General features: G+C 39.6%; 11 protein-coding genes. 6 read left to right on the top strand and 5 right to left on the bottom strand.

Features of this window, described 5'->3' with window-relative positions; genetic code table 11:
• Positions 1–4: 4 nt before the first annotated feature.
• On the top strand, positions 5–2,842 hold the full coding sequence (gene uvrA, locus RCZ04_RS06965; protein ID WP_460485283.1) for an excinuclease ABC subunit UvrA: 2,838 nt from the start codon (positions 5–7) through the stop codon (positions 2,840–2,842).
• Positions 2,843–3,071: 229 nt separating this feature from the next.
• Here uvrA and nagB read toward each other — a convergent pair whose 3' ends face one another.
• From nagB to RCZ04_RS06945, 4 genes are all read right to left on the bottom strand, one after another.
• Positions 3,072–5,015: a glucosamine-6-phosphate deaminase gene (gene nagB / locus RCZ04_RS06960; protein WP_460485282.1), complete on the bottom strand. Its 1,944-nt coding sequence runs from the start codon at positions 5,013–5,015 to the stop codon at positions 3,072–3,074.
• A gap of 370 nt (positions 5,016–5,385) precedes the next feature.
• Positions 5,386–6,864, bottom strand: coding sequence for a cysteine--tRNA ligase (gene cysS, locus RCZ04_RS06955; RefSeq protein WP_460485281.1), 1,479 nt, complete (start codon positions 6,862–6,864; stop codon positions 5,386–5,388).
• Between the two features lie 26 nt (positions 6,865–6,890).
• The gene (locus tag RCZ04_RS06950) at positions 6,891–7,334 is read right to left on the bottom strand and encodes a DUF6232 family protein (RefSeq protein ID WP_460485279.1); all 444 of its coding nucleotides are present in this window, start codon (positions 7,332–7,334) and stop codon (positions 6,891–6,893) included.
• A 53-nt stretch (positions 7,335–7,387) separates the two neighbouring features.
• Entirely contained in the window at positions 7,388–8,338 is a 951-nt protein-coding gene (locus RCZ04_RS06945) for a glycosyltransferase family 2 protein (protein WP_460485278.1), read from the bottom strand.
• Positions 8,339–8,638: 300 nt separating this feature from the next.
• Between RCZ04_RS06945 and gyrA the strand changes: the two genes are divergently transcribed.
• The 4 genes from gyrA (at position 8,639) to gltX (ending at position 14,285) form a co-directional block, all read left to right on the top strand.
• On the top strand, positions 8,639–11,164 hold the full coding sequence (gene gyrA, locus RCZ04_RS06940; RefSeq protein ID WP_460485277.1) for a DNA gyrase subunit A: 2,526 nt from the start codon (positions 8,639–8,641) through the stop codon (positions 11,162–11,164).
• 539 nt (positions 11,165–11,703) lie between these two features.
• Positions 11,704–12,063, top strand: coding sequence for a PDDEXK family nuclease (locus RCZ04_RS06935; RefSeq protein WP_460485275.1), 360 nt, complete (start codon positions 11,704–11,706; stop codon positions 12,061–12,063).
• Between the two features lie 50 nt (positions 12,064–12,113).
• Positions 12,114–12,776: an aspartate kinase gene (locus RCZ04_RS06930; protein WP_460485274.1), complete on the top strand. Its 663-nt coding sequence runs from the start codon at positions 12,114–12,116 to the stop codon at positions 12,774–12,776.
• Positions 12,777–12,782: 6 nt separating this feature from the next.
• On the top strand, positions 12,783–14,285 hold the full coding sequence (gene gltX, locus RCZ04_RS06925) for a glutamate--tRNA ligase (protein WP_460485273.1): 1,503 nt from the start codon (positions 12,783–12,785) through the stop codon (positions 14,283–14,285).
• 98 nt (positions 14,286–14,383) lie between these two features.
• On the opposite strand, the gene RCZ04_RS06920 is transcribed toward gltX, so the two are convergent.
• Positions 14,384–16,507: a Tex family protein gene (locus RCZ04_RS06920; protein WP_460485272.1), complete on the bottom strand. Its 2,124-nt coding sequence runs from the start codon at positions 16,505–16,507 to the stop codon at positions 14,384–14,386.
• Between the two features lie 454 nt (positions 16,508–16,961).
• Between RCZ04_RS06920 and porW the strand changes: the two genes are divergently transcribed.
• Positions 16,962–19,472, top strand: a complete 2,511-nt coding sequence (gene porW, locus RCZ04_RS06915; RefSeq protein WP_460485270.1) for a type IX secretion system periplasmic lipoprotein PorW/SprE — start codon at positions 16,962–16,964, stop codon at positions 19,470–19,472.
• Positions 19,473–19,478: the final 6 nt, after the last annotated feature.

Raw genomic sequence — 19,478 nt, 5'->3', positions numbered from 1 at the left:
AAAAATGAAAAAGACCTCCAATTATATAGCTCCCGATGATAGCCTTGAAGTTCAAGGGGCAAGGGTGCACAATCTCAAAAATATAGACCTTACTATTCCTCGTGAAAAGCTCGTAGTATTCACAGGACTTTCGGGTAGTGGTAAGTCGTCTTTGGCGTTTGATACTATTTATGCCGAAGGCCAGCGCCGTTATATCGAGACCTTTTCAGCTTATGCTCGTCAGTTTCTCGGTGGTTTGGAACGTCCCGATGTAGATAAAATCGACGGACTTTCGCCTGTGATTGCTATCGAACAGAAAACTACCTCTAAATCACCGCGCTCTACAGTGGGTACGATTACCGAAATCTATGACTTCTTACGCTTGCTCTTTGCACGCGCTTCCGATGCCTATAGTTATGTAACGGGCGAAAAAATGGTGAGTTATACCGATAATCAAATTCAAGAGCTCATTACCAAGGAATACAACGGCAAGCGCATCAATATATTAGCTCCTATGATACAATCACGCAAAGGGCATTACCGCGAACTTTTTGAACAGATTGCCAAGCAAGGTTTTGTAAAGGTGCGTACTGATGGCGAAATCCGCGATATCGAAAAGGGTATGAAGCTGGATCGCTACAAAACTCACGATATAGAAATTGTGATTGACCGAATGCTCATTGATGATACTGAGGATACTCAAAAACGATTGCAAGAGAGCATTCAAATAGCGATGAACTACGGCGATGATGTGCTGATGGTGTTAGAACACGACCAAAAGAAAGCTCAGTACTTCAGCCGACATTTAATGTGTCCTTCTTCTGGTATTTCTTACCCAATGCCCGAACCTAATACCTTCTCTTTCAATTCGCCTAAGGGAATGTGCCCTCATTGCAACGGTTTGGGTGAAATGCAAGAAATCAACTTAGCAAAAATGATTCCCGACCCTTCGATATCTATCAAGAATGGGGGGATTGCAGCGGTGGGTGAGCAAAAAAACACTTGGATTTTCAAACAATTAGAACTCATTGTTCAAAAATTTGGTCACAAGCTCTCCGATCCCATTGAAAAACTCCCCAAAGAAGCGATGGATATCATTCTCTATGGAGGAAAAGATAAGTACGCTATCAAATCGGAGGTTTTGGGTATTACCCGTGATTTTGAAATTGATTTTGAAGGTATTGTAAACTTTATCAAAAGTCAGCACGAAAATGCTGATATGGTGGCGATCAAGCGTTGGGCTGAAGAGTTTATGGATACCGTACCTTGCGATCACTGCGAAGGTACTCGCCTCAGAAAAGAAGCACTTTACTTTAAAATAGACGACAAAAATATTGCTGAACTCTCGGCTTTAGACATTACCGACTTATTAGCTTGGTTTAAAGATTTACCCAAACGTCTCTCTACCAAACAGCGCAAAATAGCCGAAGAAATCATCAAAGAAATCAGCACGCGTTTGCAATTTTTGGTGGATGTAGGGCTTACCTATTTAGCTTTGAATCGCAGTTCTAAATCACTGTCAGGAGGGGAAGCTCAGCGGATTAGGCTGGCTACCCAAATAGGCTCTCAACTCACAGGCGTGCTCTACATTCTCGATGAGCCCAGTATAGGGCTACATCAGCGAGATAACAAACGCCTTATCAACTCACTGAAATCACTGAGAGATATAGGGAACTCGGTAATAGTGGTGGAACACGATGAGGAAATGATTCAAGAAGCTGATTATGTAGTAGATATAGGCCCTAAGGCAGGAGTAAATGGCGGTGATATCACTTTTAAAGGAACACCTAAAGAACTGATGAAAGCCAATACCATCACAGCCGATTATATGAGCGGACGAAAGAAAATAGAAATTCCTGCTCAAAGGCGTAAAGGAAACGGCAAAGAAATTGTGTTAAAAGGTTGTACAGGCAACAATCTCAAGAATGTTACTGTGAAATTCCCTTTGGGATTGATGATAGGGGTTACAGGCGTATCGGGTAGTGGTAAATCAACGCTTATCAATGAAACGCTATATCCTATCCTGAATGCTCATTTTTTCAACGGAGTAAAAAAACCGATGCCTTACAAAAGTATTGAAGGTTTAGAGCATATCGATAAAGTAATCGATATTGACCAATCGCCTATTGGGCGTACACCGCGTTCTAATCCTGCTACCTATACGGGCGTTTTCAGCGAAATACGCAATCTTTTCACTCAAGTACCCGAAGCGCAAATACGTGGCTACAAACCTGGACGTTTTAGTTTTAACGTAAAAGGTGGTCGCTGTGAAACTTGTGAAGGATCTGGCTTAAGAGTGATTGAGATGAACTTTTTGCCCGATGTGTATGTACCTTGCGAAACTTGTAAAGGCAAGCGTTTTAACCGTGAGACTTTAGAAGTGCGCTACAAAGGTAAATCCATTGCCGATGTGCTTGATATGACCATCAGCGAGGCTGTAAAGTTCTTTGAACCTATTCCTAAAATATACCGCAAACTCAAAACTATTGAAGAGGTAGGGTTAGGCTATATCACACTCGGGCAACAATCTACTACTTTGTCGGGAGGTGAAGCCCAAAGAGTGAAATTAGCTACTGAGCTATCGAAAATAGACACTGGCAATACTTTTTATATATTAGATGAACCCACTACAGGCCTCCATTTTGAAGATGTAAAAGTACTGCTTGATGTTCTTGATCGTTTGGTCGACAAAGGCAACACCGTGTTGGTAATAGAACACAATCTCGATGTAATTAGAAAAGTAGATTATATCATTGATATAGGGTATGACGGAGGGAAAGCAGGCGGTGAAGTCGTTGCTTTTGGTACTCCCGAAGAGGTCGCCAAAAATAAGAAGAGCTTCACTGCTGAATATCTAAGATAATTATTAGAGTATCTGGTAAACTTATTAAAATGTAAAATTAGGACTTAATCTTTTGTAGAATTCAGTTCTTTTCACAAGTAATATAGTAGACAATTCTTGTAAGGTATAAAAAATAAACTGAGGCTATCTATTATCTGATAGCCTCAGTTTTTATATTGATAAACAATCTTTAAAACTTCTGAAACAAGTAGTTACTTTTATATTTATAATAAAACTATCTATCAATTTCTTAGAAGAAATAACGTTTGAACGCTTCAATGGCAGCGTAATCAGCTAGGCCTAAATTGCGGTAACGGCGAGCAGTTTCGCTGTTACGAGCTTCGGCGCGTTGCCAGAACTCACGCAAGTCGTCTCCTTGGAACATAGCCCCATCTTTTTGAGATTGGTGGAAGAAGATCGCTTGACGTTTTTTGAGTACTTGAGCAGGGCTCATAGGTACAGCCATTTCGATTTCGTGGATGTCCCATTCGTGCCAAGCACCGCGGTATAACCATACCCAGCAGTCTTTCATATAATCTTTGTGTTTGAGGTTTTTCAAAGCGGCAAAGATCGCATCGAGGCATACTTTGTGCGTACCGTGAGGGTCGGCGAGGTCGCCAGCTGCGTAGATTTGGTGAGGTTTCACTTCTTCAATCAAATCCATAATGATTTTGATATCGGCTTCCCCTATAGGATTCTTTTTCACGCCTCCTGTTTCGTAGAAAGGCAAGTTGAGGAAGTGTACTTGGTTATCGGGTACCCCTTCGTAGCGAGTAGCTGCCAATGATTCGTGGCGACGGATGTTGCCTTTGAGTTGGCGCACTAATAGGCTATCGATTTCGTTAGATTTCTTGTGGGTAATATTGCTGATAATTTCGTCAAGAACAGCTACTTCAGCTTTATTTTCTTTTACGATATCTTTGAATACTTCGGCGAATTTAAGCGCTTCGTGGTCGGATACAGCAAAGTTACCTGAAGTTTGGTAAGCGATGTGTACCTCGTGACCTTGAGATACTAAGCGGTCAAAAGTACCACCCATTGAAATTACGTCGTCATCAGGGTGAGGACTGAAGATGATCACGCGTTTTTTGTGAGGATGTTCGCGTTCAGGACGGTTGGTATCATCGGCATTAGGTTTGCCCCCTGGCCAGCCAGTGATGGTGTGTTGCAAGCGGTTGAACATAGCGATGTTCAAATCGTAAGCAGGGCCTGATTCGGCCAAGAGCTTTGACATACCGTACTCGTTGTAGTCGGAATCAGTGAGTTTGAGAATGGTTTTATTGAGATATTCGCATAGCCAAACGATAGCTTTTGCTTTGAGGTCTTCGTCCCATTGTACATCAGTAACGAGCCAAGGAGTTTTGATGCGAGTAAGATCAGCAGCAGCCTCTTCATCTAATACAAATGTAGTGTTTTCGTGTAGTTGGAGGCAGCTTGAAGGCACTTCAGGGGTGATGTCTCCTTCTACAGCTTTGGCTACGATAGAAGCTTTGCTGCTACCCCAAGCGAGCAATACGATACGGCGAGCTTTGAGTACGGTGCGAATACCCATAGTAATAGCTTGGCGAGGTACGTTGTCGATACCGTGGAAGGTTTCGGCAGCATCGGCACGAGTGATGTGGTCAAGGGTGATGATACGAGTACCTGAATTGCGGTTAGAACCAGGTTCGTTAAACCCGATGTGACCTGTACGACCGATACCGAGCAATTGGAAGTCAAGACCGCCGCATTCTTGGATTTTCTTGTCGTAGTTAGCGCAATAAGCCTCTAAGTCATCGTGAGATACAGTGCCGTTAGGAATATTGATATTTTCTTTAGGAATATCAATATGATTGAAGAGGTGTTCGTGCATAAAGTACCAGTAGCTTTGGATATCCTGTTTTTCCATAGGATAGTACTCGTCCAAGTTGAAGGTAATCACGTTCTTGAAGCTAAGTCCTTCTTCTTTGTGCATACGCACTAATTCATCGTACACTTTCACTGGAGATGAACCAGTAGCTAAGCCTAATACACAAGGTTTGCCTTCAGCTTGTTTTCTTTTAATAAGGTCGGCAATTTCGTGTGCGACGCTAATAGAAGCTGTTACAGAATTTGAGAAAACGACGTTGTAAATTTTCTCGAAACGAGTTTCCTCAACGGAGCCTGCAGGCTGATGAGCAATTGAAGAAACTTCTTTTTTGGTATGTGTTCTCATTTTTGTTAATGAATGATTATTATTATAATTCAGTTTTGACACTGCAAAAGTAATTCTTTTTTATGAATTGAGCAAATAAATTTAACATATCTTTGTATTTTTGTTTTTTGAAAGAGATTTTTTAGATTATAGAACATAATTAAATCAATATTATTGAATCAATTGTAATTGATTATCAATCTTTCAGTCACCGAAAATACAATCTCTATATTTCCTGAACTAATAATACTATACAAATGATAGCCTTTAGACTTCTTATTCTCATTATGTACTGTCATTATTAGAGAAGCTAACTGCTCTCCTCTTACTTTTCTACTAATTCACTTAAAGATAAATTTCTTACATTTAAAAATAGTTTTTCTTTCACACTTTAGTTTACACTATAGGTGGTGCCTTCTTTGCCATCTTTGAGCTGAATACCCATCGCTAAGAGCTCATCGCGAATTTTATCAGAAAGTGCCCAATCTTTATTGGCACGAGCTTCCATTCGCATATTGATAAGTATTTGCAATACGCCGTCTAACTTGTCGTTGTTATTGGCAACTTGTTGTTCACTCTGCAACCCTAATACATCGAATACAAAAGCATTCATCAATGCTTTGAGTTCGTTGAGTTCATCTGCTGAGATTTTTTCTTCCCCGTTCTTTATTTGGTGCATCCATTTCACGGCTTCAAAAATGTGAGCTATGAGTATAGGTGAATTAAAATCATCTAAAAGAGCATCGTAGCACTTTTGTTTCCACTCAGCTATAGGGAGAGCCGTAGGGTGTTCTACCTCAGTGCTGAGTTCGTTGAGAATTTTAAGAGCTTCCATAAGTCTTGAAAATCCTTTTTCAGCAGCAAGCATTGCTTCATTAGAAATATCGAGCACACTGCGGTAGTGGGCTTGCATAAAGCAAAAACGAATTACGGCAGGAGCAAAAGGTTTCTCAAAGAAGGTATTTTCTCCGCTGATGAGTTGCATAGGTAAAATGTAGTTACCAGTAGATTTACTCATACGCTGTCCGTTCATTGTGAGCATATTGGCGTGCATCCAGTAGCGTACAGGACTCTCGCCGTGACCTGCTTTGCCTTGAGCAATTTCACATTCGTGGTGTGGAAATTTTAAGTCCATACCGCCTCCGTGAATATCGAATTGGTTGCCGAGATATTTGGTACTCATCACGGTACATTCCAAATGCCAACCGGGAAAACCATCGCCCCAAGGTGATGCCCAACGCATAATATGTGCCGGTGAAGCTTTCTTCCAAAGCGCAAAATCTTGAGGATTGCGTTTTTCACCTTGTCCGTCCAAATCGCGGGTATTAGCAAAAAGCTCTTCTATATTCCGTCGGGAAAGTTCTCCGTAATTGAGTCCGCGTTTGTTGTATTCCAATACATCAAAGTATACTGAACCATTACTTTCATAAGCAAATCCGTCTTTCAAGAGTTTTTCGGTGAGCTGTATTTGTTCTAATATGTGTCCCGTAGCGGTCGGTTCAATGGTGGGGGGTAACAAGTTGAATATTTCGAGCACTTTGTGGAAATCTACAGTGTATTTTTGTACAATTTCCATAGGTTCGAGTTTTTCGAGGCGTGATTGTTTTACAAAGCGGTCGTTGTTCACATCGCCGTCATCAGTAAGGTGGCCAGCATCAGTGATGTTGCGCACGTAACGCACCTTGTAGCCTAAGAATTTAAGAGTGCGGTATACAAAGTCAAATGACATAAAGGTACGCACATTTCCTAAGTGAACATTGCTGTACACAGTAGGGCCACACACGTACATTCCCACATTATTTTCGTGTAAAGGCACAAATACTTCTTTTTCTCCTGTTAAGGAATTGAATATTTTTAATTGATGATTCATTCTGATATTATTTTAAGTATTAAAGATTAGCCGCGATAGATAATAGCTTGATTTAGGGCATCAACTATTTTTTGTATGTATTGCTGATCAGGAGAATCCAATACATCTGAAGTACCTGAGTTACTACTGATTCTTACATAATAGTTGTAGAAGTATTCAGGCTTTAGCTTGCTCATTTTTCGTAATGCAAAAATGATTAGAGCGATATAAACAAATAGCATAAAATAAGTTGTAACAGAAGAGTTTACATCAATAAACCTAATTTGCCAAAAAAATAATACTAAAGCAATGGTTAGAATAAATTTGTATAAACCTTTGTTAGGTTTCTTTATCCAAAAATCGGAAGCTACTGAAACTGATGAAATATTTCCTAAAACATAGGTTTTATCTCCTATCACCAATCGTGACTGAGATACTAATACATTGTTTTGTTGAAAGAAGATTTTTTCTTCATTTGCTTGATTATCCATAATTTATTTTAATTTGTATTTACTGTTTTTCGTCGTTCGTAACTCGTAATTTGTCATTCGTAACTCGTCTTTTCTTTAATTTTATATCTCTCTTCATTGCTTTTAGTTTTTAAGATGATTTCTCCCAAAAAACCTGCAATAAACAGTTGTGTACCGATGAGCATAGTGGTAAGGGCGAGGTAAAATTGCGGTCGGTCGGCTATAAGGCGTCCGTGAGGATTGATAAACAGTTTATCTATACCGAGATAAGCCGAGAACAAAAATCCTATAAAGAACATCAGTACACCCAATGCTCCAAAAAAGTGCATAGGTCGTTTGCCAAAACGCGATAGGAAACTGATAGTGATAAGGTCTAAAAATCCGTTGATAAATCGACTCATACCAAATTTGGTCACACCGTATTTGCGAGCTTGGTGTTGCACTACTTTTTCGGTAATGCGGTTAAACCCTGCGTTCTTTGCTAATACGGGGATATAGCGGTGCATTTCGCCTGATACTTCTACGTTTTTTACTACTTCGTGGCGATAAGCTTTGAGTCCGCAGTTGAAATCGTGGAGAGTGAGCCCAGAGGTTTTACGGGCAGCCCAGTTAAAGAGTTTAGAAGGTAAGTTTTTAGCCAATACTGAGTCGTAGCGCTTTTTCTTCCATCCTGATACAAGGTCGTAACCCTCTTGTGTAATCATTTGGTAGAGCGCAGGGATTTCATCAGGACTGTCTTGTAAATCGGCATCCATAGTGATGACTACCTCGCCTTGCGCTTGTTTGAAGCCAGCGTGCAGGGCTTGTGATTTGCCATAATTACGCAAAAAGCGAATACCTTGTACATTAGCATCTTTAGCTGATAATTCTTTGATTACCTGCCAAGAACCATCAGTACTCCCATCATCTACGAAAATAATTTCATAAGAATAGTGATGTTCAGTGAGTACTTTGTGTAGCCACTGGTAGAGCTCAGGCAATGATTCTTGTTCGTTGAGAAGCGGTATAACGATTGATATTTGCATCTTATAACAATTTGAGGGGCAAAGGTAATAAATTAATGATGAATACCAATAAATATGGTAAATAAATTCATTTTATCACTGCATAAAATAGCTATGCTATCTCATCTATTAGGGGCTTTCTTACTCAATATACTAAGCTCTTTTTACTCTTTTTTATCATTTTTTTACAAAACATTTTTCTACTTACTATCAAACACTTACAATTTAATAACAAAAAAACAAACATTTTTTTATTGCCAATATAAAAAAAGGTTGTATCTTAGCACGCTAATTTATATAACACATACCTATTAATATATTATGACAGAAGGAGAAAAACTGATTCCTGTAGACATCAGCGATGAAATGAAATCTGCCTATATCGATTATTCGATGTCGGTAATCGTTTCGCGCGCATTGCCCGATGTTCGTGATGGTTTAAAACCTGTACACCGCCGCGTACTCTACGGTATGTTCGATATGGGGGTGCTCAGCAATCGCCCCTATAAAAAATCAGCCGCTATTGTTGGTGAGGTACTCGGTAAATACCACCCTCACGGCGATACAGCTGTTTACGATACTATGGTGCGTATGGCACAATATTGGAGTTTACGTTATATGCTCGTAGATGGGCAAGGTAACTTCGGTTCAATGGGAGGTGACCCCCCTGCCGCAATGCGTTATACCGAAGCCCGTATGCGTAAATTCTCTGAAGAAATGCTCGCTGATATCGATAAGGAGACAGTAGATCACCAACTTACTTATGACGACTCTCGCGAAGAGCCCGTAGTACTCCCTACTCGCATCCCTAACCTATTGGTAAACGGTTCAGCAGGTATTGCCGTAGGTATGGCTACCAATATGGCGCCTCATAACCTTAATGAGGTTATCGATGGAACTATTGCTTATATCGACAATAACGATATTGAAATTGATGAACTCATTAAATACATCAAAGCCCCCGATTTCCCTACAGGAGGTATTATCTATGGCTATGAAGGCGTAAAAGAAGCCTTCAAAACAGGACGCGGACGTGTAATCATTCGTGCCAAAGCTGAGTTCCAAGAAATTAAAGGTAAAGATTGCATCGTGGTAACCGAAGTACCTTATCAAGTCGATACGTCAGTACTATTGAAAAAAACATCCGACCTCGTAAAAGAAGGTAAGTTAGAAGGTATCACCGATGTACGCGACGAATCAGCTCGTGGCAAAATACGCATCGTTTATATTCTCAAACGCGATGCCGTACCCAATGTAGTGCTCAACAATCTCTTTAAACATACTGAGCTACAAACTTCATTTAGTGTAAATAACATTGCCTTAGTGAAAGGTCGCCCTCAGTTGTTAAACCTTAAAGACCTCATTTCCCACTTCGTAGAACATCGTTATGATGTAGTCTATAGGCGTACCGATTATGAACTTCGCAAAGCCAAGGAGCGTATTCATATTTTGGAAGGATATATGAAGGTAATGGCAACCGAAGATACTATGGGTAAAGCTATCCAAATTATCCGTTTCCACGATAAACCTAAAGAAGATTTAATTGCAGAATTCGACCTTACCGATGTACAAGCTGAAGCTATCTTGGCATTAGCACTACGTCGTATCAATAAAGCTCTTATCCAGCAAACCAAAGAAGAATACGAAGAAAAACTCGCTGAAATACGCGATTTAGAAGATATCTTGGCTCGCAAAGAACGTCGTACTGAAATTATCAAACAAGAACTCCTTGAAGTAAAAGAAAAGTATGGCGATGAACGTCGTTCTACTATTGAGTATGCCGGTGGTGAGTTCAGTGTAGAAGATATGATTCCTGATGATAAAATGGTAATTACCATTTCTCACGCAGGCTATATCAAACGCACTCAGCTTAGCGAATATAAGACCCAAAGCCGTGGCGGTGTAGGACAAAAAGCCTCTACCACACGCGACCAAGATTTCTTAGAACACCTCTTCGTAAGTTCTAATCACCAATATTTATTGTTCTTTACTCAAAAAGGTAAGTGCTTCTGGATGCGCGTATATGAAATCCCAGAAGGTAGTAAAACCGCCAAAGGTCGCGCCATACAAAACCTTATCAATATCGAATCAGACGATAAAATTAAAGCTTTCGTGAGTGTACAAAACCTCAAAGATGAGGACTACATTAGTAACAATTACCTTATTATGGCAACTAAAAAGGGTATTGTTAAGAAAACGCTCCTCAAAGAATACTCCCGCCCACGCCAAAATGGTATCAATGCCATTACCATTAAAGAAGGTGATGAACTCATTGAGGCTAAACTCACTTCTGGAAATAGCCAGCTAATGTTGGCAGTGAAATCAGGTAGGGCAATTCGTTTTGCCGAAGAAAAAGTGCGTGCCGTAGGGCGTAATTCACAAGGGGTACGCGGTATCGACTTAGATACTGAGAAAGACGAAGTAGTAGGAATGATAGCTATTGAGAACCCACGTGAAGAAACCGTATTAGTAGTTTCCGAAAACGGCTACGGTAAACGTTCATATATCGATGACCCCGAAACACACAAAGCGGTATATCGCATTACCAACCGTGGAGGCAAAGGGGTTAAAACCATCTCTATTACCGAAAAAACAGGCCAGTTAGTAGCCATTAAAAGCGTATTAGAAGGTGAAGATTTGATGATTATCAACAAATCAGGTATTGCTATTCGCTTGTCGATAGATACCCTTCGCATTTCAGGACGTGCTACTCAAGGTGTCAAACTCATCAACATCAAAGGCAAAGATTCTATAGCTGCCGTTACCAAAGTAATGAAGGAAGATGAAGATGAAAACACTGAAGAAGCCCCTACTGATGGTAATGAACCTTTCGATACCCAAGAATAAAATTTGTGTTCATAATAGACTAATGTTAGAAAGGCTCGTAATACCTATGTATTACGAGCTTTTCTCTAACCTAATTCCATTCGTCTTACCTTCACCATTTCTTTAGTTACTCTTCGTTCTTTGTTCGTTCTTTGTTCGTCTTATCTTTATTTAAACTTTATTATTTGCCTGTGAGGCTCGCACCTGCCCGTGCGGCTCGCACCGTCTTTGCGTCGCTACAGTTCCCCCTTTGAAGGAAGTCTGCGAGAGCAGAGTATGTGAATAGGGGGATGTTTTTAGTATTTTCTCTTGGTCTTTCCTTCGTCACACGTTCGTTCATTTATTTTTTACTCGCCTGTCGTGCTACGATTGCCTGTGTGGCTCGCACCGTTTTACCTTTTACCTTTCATCTTTTTCCTATAATGTGGTATTTTTAGCATTATAATATTAAATAGATTACCCCCTCTCAATTCACAGAAATAAAAAAAATCTAATATTTTTTGTTACATATATTAATATTTCGTACTTTTGGCGGTAAATTATAAAAACCAACGCTTATTATGGCAATACACAACGATTTAGGAAATGAAGGAGAAGAAGATGCAGTAAACTTTTTAATACAAAATGGGCATACTATTTTAGAACGCAATTTTAGATTTGGACACGCCGAGATTGATATCATTTCGCAAAAAGGGAACATTTTGCATATCACAGAAGTAAAAACACGTAGTTCAAGCGCATATGGTGAGCCAGAGAGCTTTGTAAATCAACAGAAGATAGAACTATTAGTAAAAGCCACCGATTTTTATATAAAGAAAAAAGACTTAGATGTAGAAATACAATTTGATATTATTTCAATCGTGAAAAACAATGTAGAATTTAGCTTAAACTACATAGAAGATGCTTTCTACCCTTTCTAACGATTTAAAATACCAATTACTTTTTAATAAACTTATAATATCCAATACAAATGAAAACAATAGCATCAGCCGTTGAGCACTATATCAAATCAAAACCTTTCTTGCAAACTGCTCTCTCTGACGGAATTATTAACCTTACCTCTTTGGCTCGTATTATACGCAAAGATATACAAGCCGAAACTACTCAACGTGAGGTGCGCAATGGAGCTATCGTGATGGCTCTCAAACGCCTTTCAGTAGATATGGAATTCCGTTCCACTCATCGCATTGTAAAAGTACTGAAGAACATAGGTGATATTATAATCCGTTCAAATTTAACCGATTATACCTTCTTAACCTCCGAAACCTTTATGAATGCTCAAGCTCAACTGCTCAATAAAATCAAAAATAACAGAGATGTCTTCTATGCTACCACTCGTGGCGTAAATGAAGCAAATATCATTGTCAGTAACTCAATGGAGTCTATCGTTGAGAATATCTTTAAAAAAGAACGCCTTTTGCACAAGTTTACTGATTTAGGAGCTATCAGTGTAAAACTTCCTGAAGAAAATGTGTCAGTATCAGGTATTTATTATTTCATATTCCAACGTCTGGCGTGGGAAGGAGTAAATATGAACGAGGTAATTTCTACTGCCAATGAGTTTACTATCGTAATTCCAGAAAACCACGTCGATATAGCTTTTAAAGTAATTAAAGATTTAAAATTATTATAAAAATAAATGGTTAGAGTTAGATTTGCTCCCAGTCCTACGGGAGCATTGCATATCGGAGGCGTACGTACCGCCTTATTTAATTATTTGTTCGCCAAAAAACACGGCGGTGACTTCTTACTTCGTATAGAAGATACCGACCAAAACCGTTATGTTGAAGGCGCAGAACAGTACATCATCAACTCCCTCAATTGGTTAGGTCTTACCTATGATGAAGGAGTAGGCAAAGAAGGTAAACACGCTCCTTATCGCCAAAGTGAACGCAAACCCTTGTACAAACAATACGCCGATATCCTTATCAATAACGGTTGGGCATACTACGCTTTTGATACTGCTGAGGCTTTAGATACAGCTCGTAAGGAAGCAGAAGCCAAAGGAGAGACCTTTATATACAATTGGGCGACACGAGATACATTGCAAAACTCGCTTTCGCTTAGCAAAGAAGAAGTACAACAGCGCTTAGCGCGTGGTGATGAATATGTAATTCGCTTTAAAATGCCACATAACGAACAGCTAAAAATGAACGATATGATTCGTGGTGAGGTAACTATCGATACGAGCACCTTAGACGACAAAGTGCTCTTCAAAAGCGACGGAATGCCCACTTACCATTTAGCAAATATAGTAGATGACCACTTAATGGAAATTACTCACGTGATACGTGGCGAAGAGTGGTTGCCTTCTATGGCATTGCACCTATTGCTCTATCGCGCTTTTGGTTGGCAAGCCCCTGCTTTTGCACACTTGCCTCTTATCCTCAAACCAGTAGGCAATGGTAAGCTCAGCAAGCGTGACGGTATCAAATTAGGCTTTCCTGTTTTCCCGATGGATTGGACAGAGAATGGCGAAACCCTCAAAGGCTTTAGTGGAGAAGGGTATTTTCCCGAAGCACTCATCAATTTCTTAGCACTCTTAGGTTGGAATCCTGGTACTGATGAAGAAATCTTTACTGTAGAGCAGCTTGTGCAACTTTTTGATTTAGAAAAAGTGCACAAAGCAGGTGCTCGCTTTGACCCTGAGAAAATCAAGTGGTTTAATCACCAATACCTGCAAATGAAACCCAATGCAGAATTAGCTATTCTTTTCCAAAAAGACCTTACCCAAAGAGGTATCACACCTCCAATTACTACTATTGAGAAAGTGGTAGGCCTTATCAAAGAGCGTGCTACCTTTGTATCTGACTTTTGGGAATTGAGTAAATTCTTTTTTGAAGCACCTGCTCAATACGACGAAAAGGCACTCAAAAAACAATGGAAAGAACAAACTCCTGAAATCGTAAAAGAAGTAAGTGAGGTACTTAAAAGTACATCTAACTTTACTTCAATAACTTTAGAAGAAGCAGTAAAACAATATATGGAAGCTAAAGGTTTAGGCTTTGGACAAGTGATGCCTCCATTGCGCTTGGCTTTAGTAGGTGAACTCAAAGGACCTCACGTATTCGATATTATAGAAGTGATTGGCAAAGAGGAAACCTTACGCCGTTTAGATGCAATTCTTTTAGCAAACAAATAGTACATATAAAGTTTCTAATATAAAATAAGGCTGTATGAAGAGCTTTTCATACAGCCTTGTTTTATTCTGATAATGCAAACCTCATTAAATAGTTATCATTACCAGACCATACTTAGTGAAATGCGTTTCCGTATTTCGTCTTTTTCTATAACTTTTACTTGCACTTGTTGATGGAGTTTAACTACTTCGTTCACATCGGAGACATAACCATCTTTGAGTTGAGAGATATGCACCAATCCACTTTCTTTTACCCCTATATCCACAAAGCAACCAAAAGCTGTAATATTGTTTACTATACCAGAAAGTATCATTCCCACACGTACATCATCAAAAGTCTTTACATTAGGGTCGAAAGTAAATGCTTTAGCAGTAGTACGAGGGTCGAGCCCCGGTTTCTCTAATTCCTTTAATACATCTTTTAAATAAAGTTCACCTACCTTATCAGTTTTATATTTCTGAATATCAATAGTGGCAATGGCTTGTTTGTTACCTATGAGTTGTGCAACTGAAACACCTGTGTCCTTCGCCATTTGTTTGATGATAGGATAAGCTTCGGGGTGTACTGCTGAGTTATCAAGAGGGTTCTCACTGTTATGCACTCGCAAGAAAGCTACTGCTTGTTGGTATACCTTATCGCCTAAACGAGGCACCTTTTTTAAGTCTTCTCGTTTGCTAAAAGCACCATTAGCCGAGCGGTAGGTTACTATGTTTTCAGCCATCTTCTCCCCTATTCCTGATACATAACTGAGTAGTGATTTACTTGCCGTATTGAGGTTTACTCCCACTTTATTTACACAGCGAATTACTGTGGCATCGAGTTCTTCTTTCAATAGCGATTGATTCACATCGTGTTGATACTGACCAACACCTATACTCTTGGGGTCTATCTTCACCAACTCAGCTAATGGGTCAGCAAGACGCCTACCTATGGATACTGCCCCACGTACAGTTACATCGTAATCAGGGAACTCATCGCGGGCTATTTTAGAAGCTGAATAGACCGATGCTCCTGCTTCACTCACCACAAATACTTCTACCTTTTTAGAAAAAGTAATACTTCTCACAAAAGACTCTGTTTCACGAGAAGCAGTTCCATTACCTATACTAATGGCTTCGATGTTGTATTGAGAAACCATTGTGCTGAGCTTTTTGGCAGCCATAGTCACATCATTCTGGGGAGCGTGAGGGTAGATAACATCGTGATATAAAAGGTCACCTTTTTCATCTAAACACACTACCTTACAACCTGTACGATAACCTGGATCAATAGCCAAAATGCGCTTTTCACCCAAAGGAGACGCCAACAACAACTGTGAGAGGTTCTCTGCAAACACACTAATAGCTTTAGCGTCTGCTTTATCTTTTGCCTCCTGTAGTGTTTCGTTGGAAATAGAAGGCTCTAACAAGCGTTTGTAGCTATCTTTTACTGTCTTCTTCAAGAAATCGGCTACCTCTCCCCGACTCTTTATGATGTTTTCTTCCATAAAAGGTAAAGTATCTTCCGTGTCCACCTGTACTTTTAGCTTTACAAAGCCTTCTTTTTCGGCGCGCAACATTGCTAATACACGATGTGAGGGTGCTTTGTTAAGCGACTCTTCCCAATCAAAATACTGAGCGTATTTCTGAGCTTCTTCCTCTTCGTTTTTACCTTTGGTTACTTCGCTACTGATGATTGCTTTGCGCTGGAATATTCGGCGAAGAGTACGACGAATAAAGGTATTCTCGTTAATCCATTCAGCTATAATATCCGAAGCCCCTTGTAGAGCTTCTTCTTCAGTAGGCACTTTGTCGGAAAGGTAACGCCCTGCTAATAGTTCCAAGTCGGTTACACGCTGACTCATTATCTGTTTTGCAAGCGGTTCTAAGCCGTTTTCTTTGGCTACATCGGCTTTGGTTTTACGACGTTTCTTATAAGGTAAATAGAGGTCTTCTAATTCATTGAGTTCAAAAGACTGCTCAATACGTTTGCGTAGCTCGTCTGTAAGTTTTCCTTGTTCTTCAATAGAAGTGAGAATCGTTTCTTTGCGCTTACAGATATTGTCGTAATCAGCTTGAGCTTTGGCAATGTGTTCAATGGCTACTTCATCTAAATTCTGAATGCTATCCTTCCGATAACGCGCAATAAAAGGAATAGTACAGCCTTCGGTTAATAGAGAAAGTGTGTTTTCAATAGCTTTTTCAGGTAGTTGTGTCTGGGCTTTTATATATTGAATGTTCGTCATACTAATGTGTTATCGATTTGATAGTTTTAAATTGAAGGTGCAAAGATATTGAAGAATTGGCAGATTAGCAAATGTGCTTTTAATACTACAATACTAATAATGCCAATAATACTAAATTGATGACAATACAAACCACACAGGCAGGTGTGAGCCACACAGGCAGATAATAAAGTTTAAATTAAGAAAAGACGAACAAAAGACGAACAAAAGACGAACAAAAGACGAACAAAAGACGAACAAAAGACGAACAAAAGACGAACAAAAGACGAACAAAAGACGAACAAAAGACGAACAAATGACGAAGGAAGAACGAAAGATAACAAGAGTAAAAATATATCTAAACTGTATATAAAGCAGTACTTTGGTAGAGAAAACTTATTTTTTTGAAATAATATTTCGCTCTTTTAAAAAAAAGTAGTACTTTCGCACTCTGTAACAGCACTTGTGAAAAAGTATGAAAAAAGTTTTTCTATACAGTAGTTTTTTAGTTGTTTTTTTGCTATATTTAGCTTGTACACCTAATGCTAATACCTATTATAACCGTCAGATGCAACCTATTGTTACCAAGTACAATGTACTATTCAATGGGGAGGAAGCATATGCTAAAGGTCTTAATGAGCTACGCGATAAATATCAGGATAATTTTAGTGAAATTCTTCCTGTAGAGCCTATTGGTATGAGTGGAAAAGTACAATTAGACGGTACGGGTAATGCTGATTTTCAACGTGCTGAAGAAAAAGCTATTAAAACCATTCAGAGACACTCAATGGTTTTTAAAGGAGTGCAACGCAACTATAAAATTGATGACGCTTATATGCTACTCGGTCAAGCTCGTTATTACGATGAGCGCTTCTTCCCTGCCTTAGAGGCTTTTAATCACTTGCTTACGAACTACGGAACGAGTGAACGTATTCCTGAGGCTGCCGTTTGGGCACAAAAAGCGAATCTCCGTTTGGGTAAAGATAAAATTGCTATAGAAAAACTTACTGAATTTTTAAAAGAGAACCCTAAACTGCGCAAAAATGACAGAGCTGAAGCCTATGCTACCTTAGGTCAGGCTTATATCAACCAAGAACAATATCCTGAGGCTGCCGATGCGCTCTACAATGCTGGTAAATACACTCGTAATAAGGCTTTACGCGGTAGATATTACTTTATTGCAGCTCAGCTTTATGAAAAACAGCATCAAAAAGACTCTGCCCAAGTAGCTTTTGAGAAGGTTGTGAAACAAAACTGGAAGATTCCGCGTAAGCTATGGGTAGAAGCTCAAGCAGGAAAGGCTCGCAATAAAACATTTACCCCCGAAGAAAAGGCAGAATTCTTGGCTTACCTTACTAAACTTGAACGCCGTTATGAGCACAAAAACTATCTCGATGTGCTTTACTACACTCACGGCGAACTTTTAAGAGATGACGATAAGATTATGGCTACCGATTTTTATCGGAGTTCTCTTGCTAACAATAAGGACAACAATCCGTTAAAAGCAAAAGCTCATACACGTCTCTCCGAACTGTTCTTTGACCAAAAAGACTACACAGGAGCTTACCAGCATTTGGATAGCACCCTTACTTATATCCCTGAACATACTTTTGAACATCTTTTTATTCGCAGAAAAAGAGACAACTTGTCCAAGATTGCTGAATTAGAATACGTTGTTAAGAAAAATGATAGCGTATTAAAAGTGATGCGCTTGCCGGTGGCAGAACGTCGTGCATATTACCAAAAACACATCGATTCTGTACAGCAGGCAATTGCTCTTCGCACACAAAAGCAACACAATAAAAAGGTTGCCAACACAGGTATGGGGGTAACGATGCCCGATGCTACTACTGAAAAGGGTGGCAAGTTCTATTTCTACAACCCGATGAGCGTAGCCTATGGGAAACAACAGTTTCAACAATATTGGGGAGACCGCAAATTGGAGGATAACTGGCGTTGGTCGAGTATGGGAAATGCCAATGTGGCAAACCTCACTGTTTCGGCAACTACACAACAAGTAGCTGAAAAAGAAGTGGAAACCCCTGATACTTACCTTTCTCAACTTCCTAAGACCGAAGCTGAAATCGCTCAACTTAATGTCGATAGAAATAAAGCCCTGTACCAGTTGGGTGTGCTTTATCGTTCTAAATTTAGTGAGAATGAATTGGCAATACAACGTTTAGAACGCGTTCTTGCCAACAACCCTTCTCCCGATTTAGAGGTTGTTACACTTTATGAGCTTCAAAAGAATTACACTGATACTCATAACCCTAAAGCTGAAACCATCAAAGGGCGACTACTTGCTAATTATCCTAATACTGATTATGCAAAACTCTTGCAAGGAAGCGAAACCTCACAACAAGAGCGCAACAAACAGGCACAAGTTTTTGTTGATACCCTTATGGCACAGTACAATCGTGGTGAAATCATCGAAACAGCACATCAGTTGCAAACAGAAGGGGCGCAGTATCGTGAAACTTCAGTAGCACCTGCTATCGCACTGTTGCAAGCCAAAACAACGGCACGTTTAGAGGGGCTTGCTCCTTACCAAACGCAGTTACAACAGATAGCGACTAACTATCCTGCCACTGCTGAAAGTGAAGAGGCTAAAAATCTATTAGATGAGCTTAAAGATGTAGAAACCGAAGATTTTGTTACCGACGATAAGGCTACAAAATGGAAAGTAGTCATTACAGGTACGGTTTCCGAGACACGCAATACTATAAAAGAACAACTTATACAGAAATTAAAGGCAATTTCTGAAGTACTCACCCTTTCAGAAGACCTCTATAATACCGATGAAACGTGGTTGGTAGTTCATAATATCCGCGATGCTTATTCAGCTCAGAGCATTGTTACTGATTTGAAGGATTTCTTGGAGAAAAACAAACTATCTGCTTTTGTTATAGCCACTGAAAACTACCGATTAGTACAAATTCGCAAAGACAAAGAAAAATTCTTGGAGAAAGAAAAGAATGAAAACTAAGTCAGT

The organism is Capnocytophaga sp. HP1101 (genome assembly GCF_054772415.1).
This window is presented reverse-complemented; position numbering and strand designations above follow the sequence as displayed.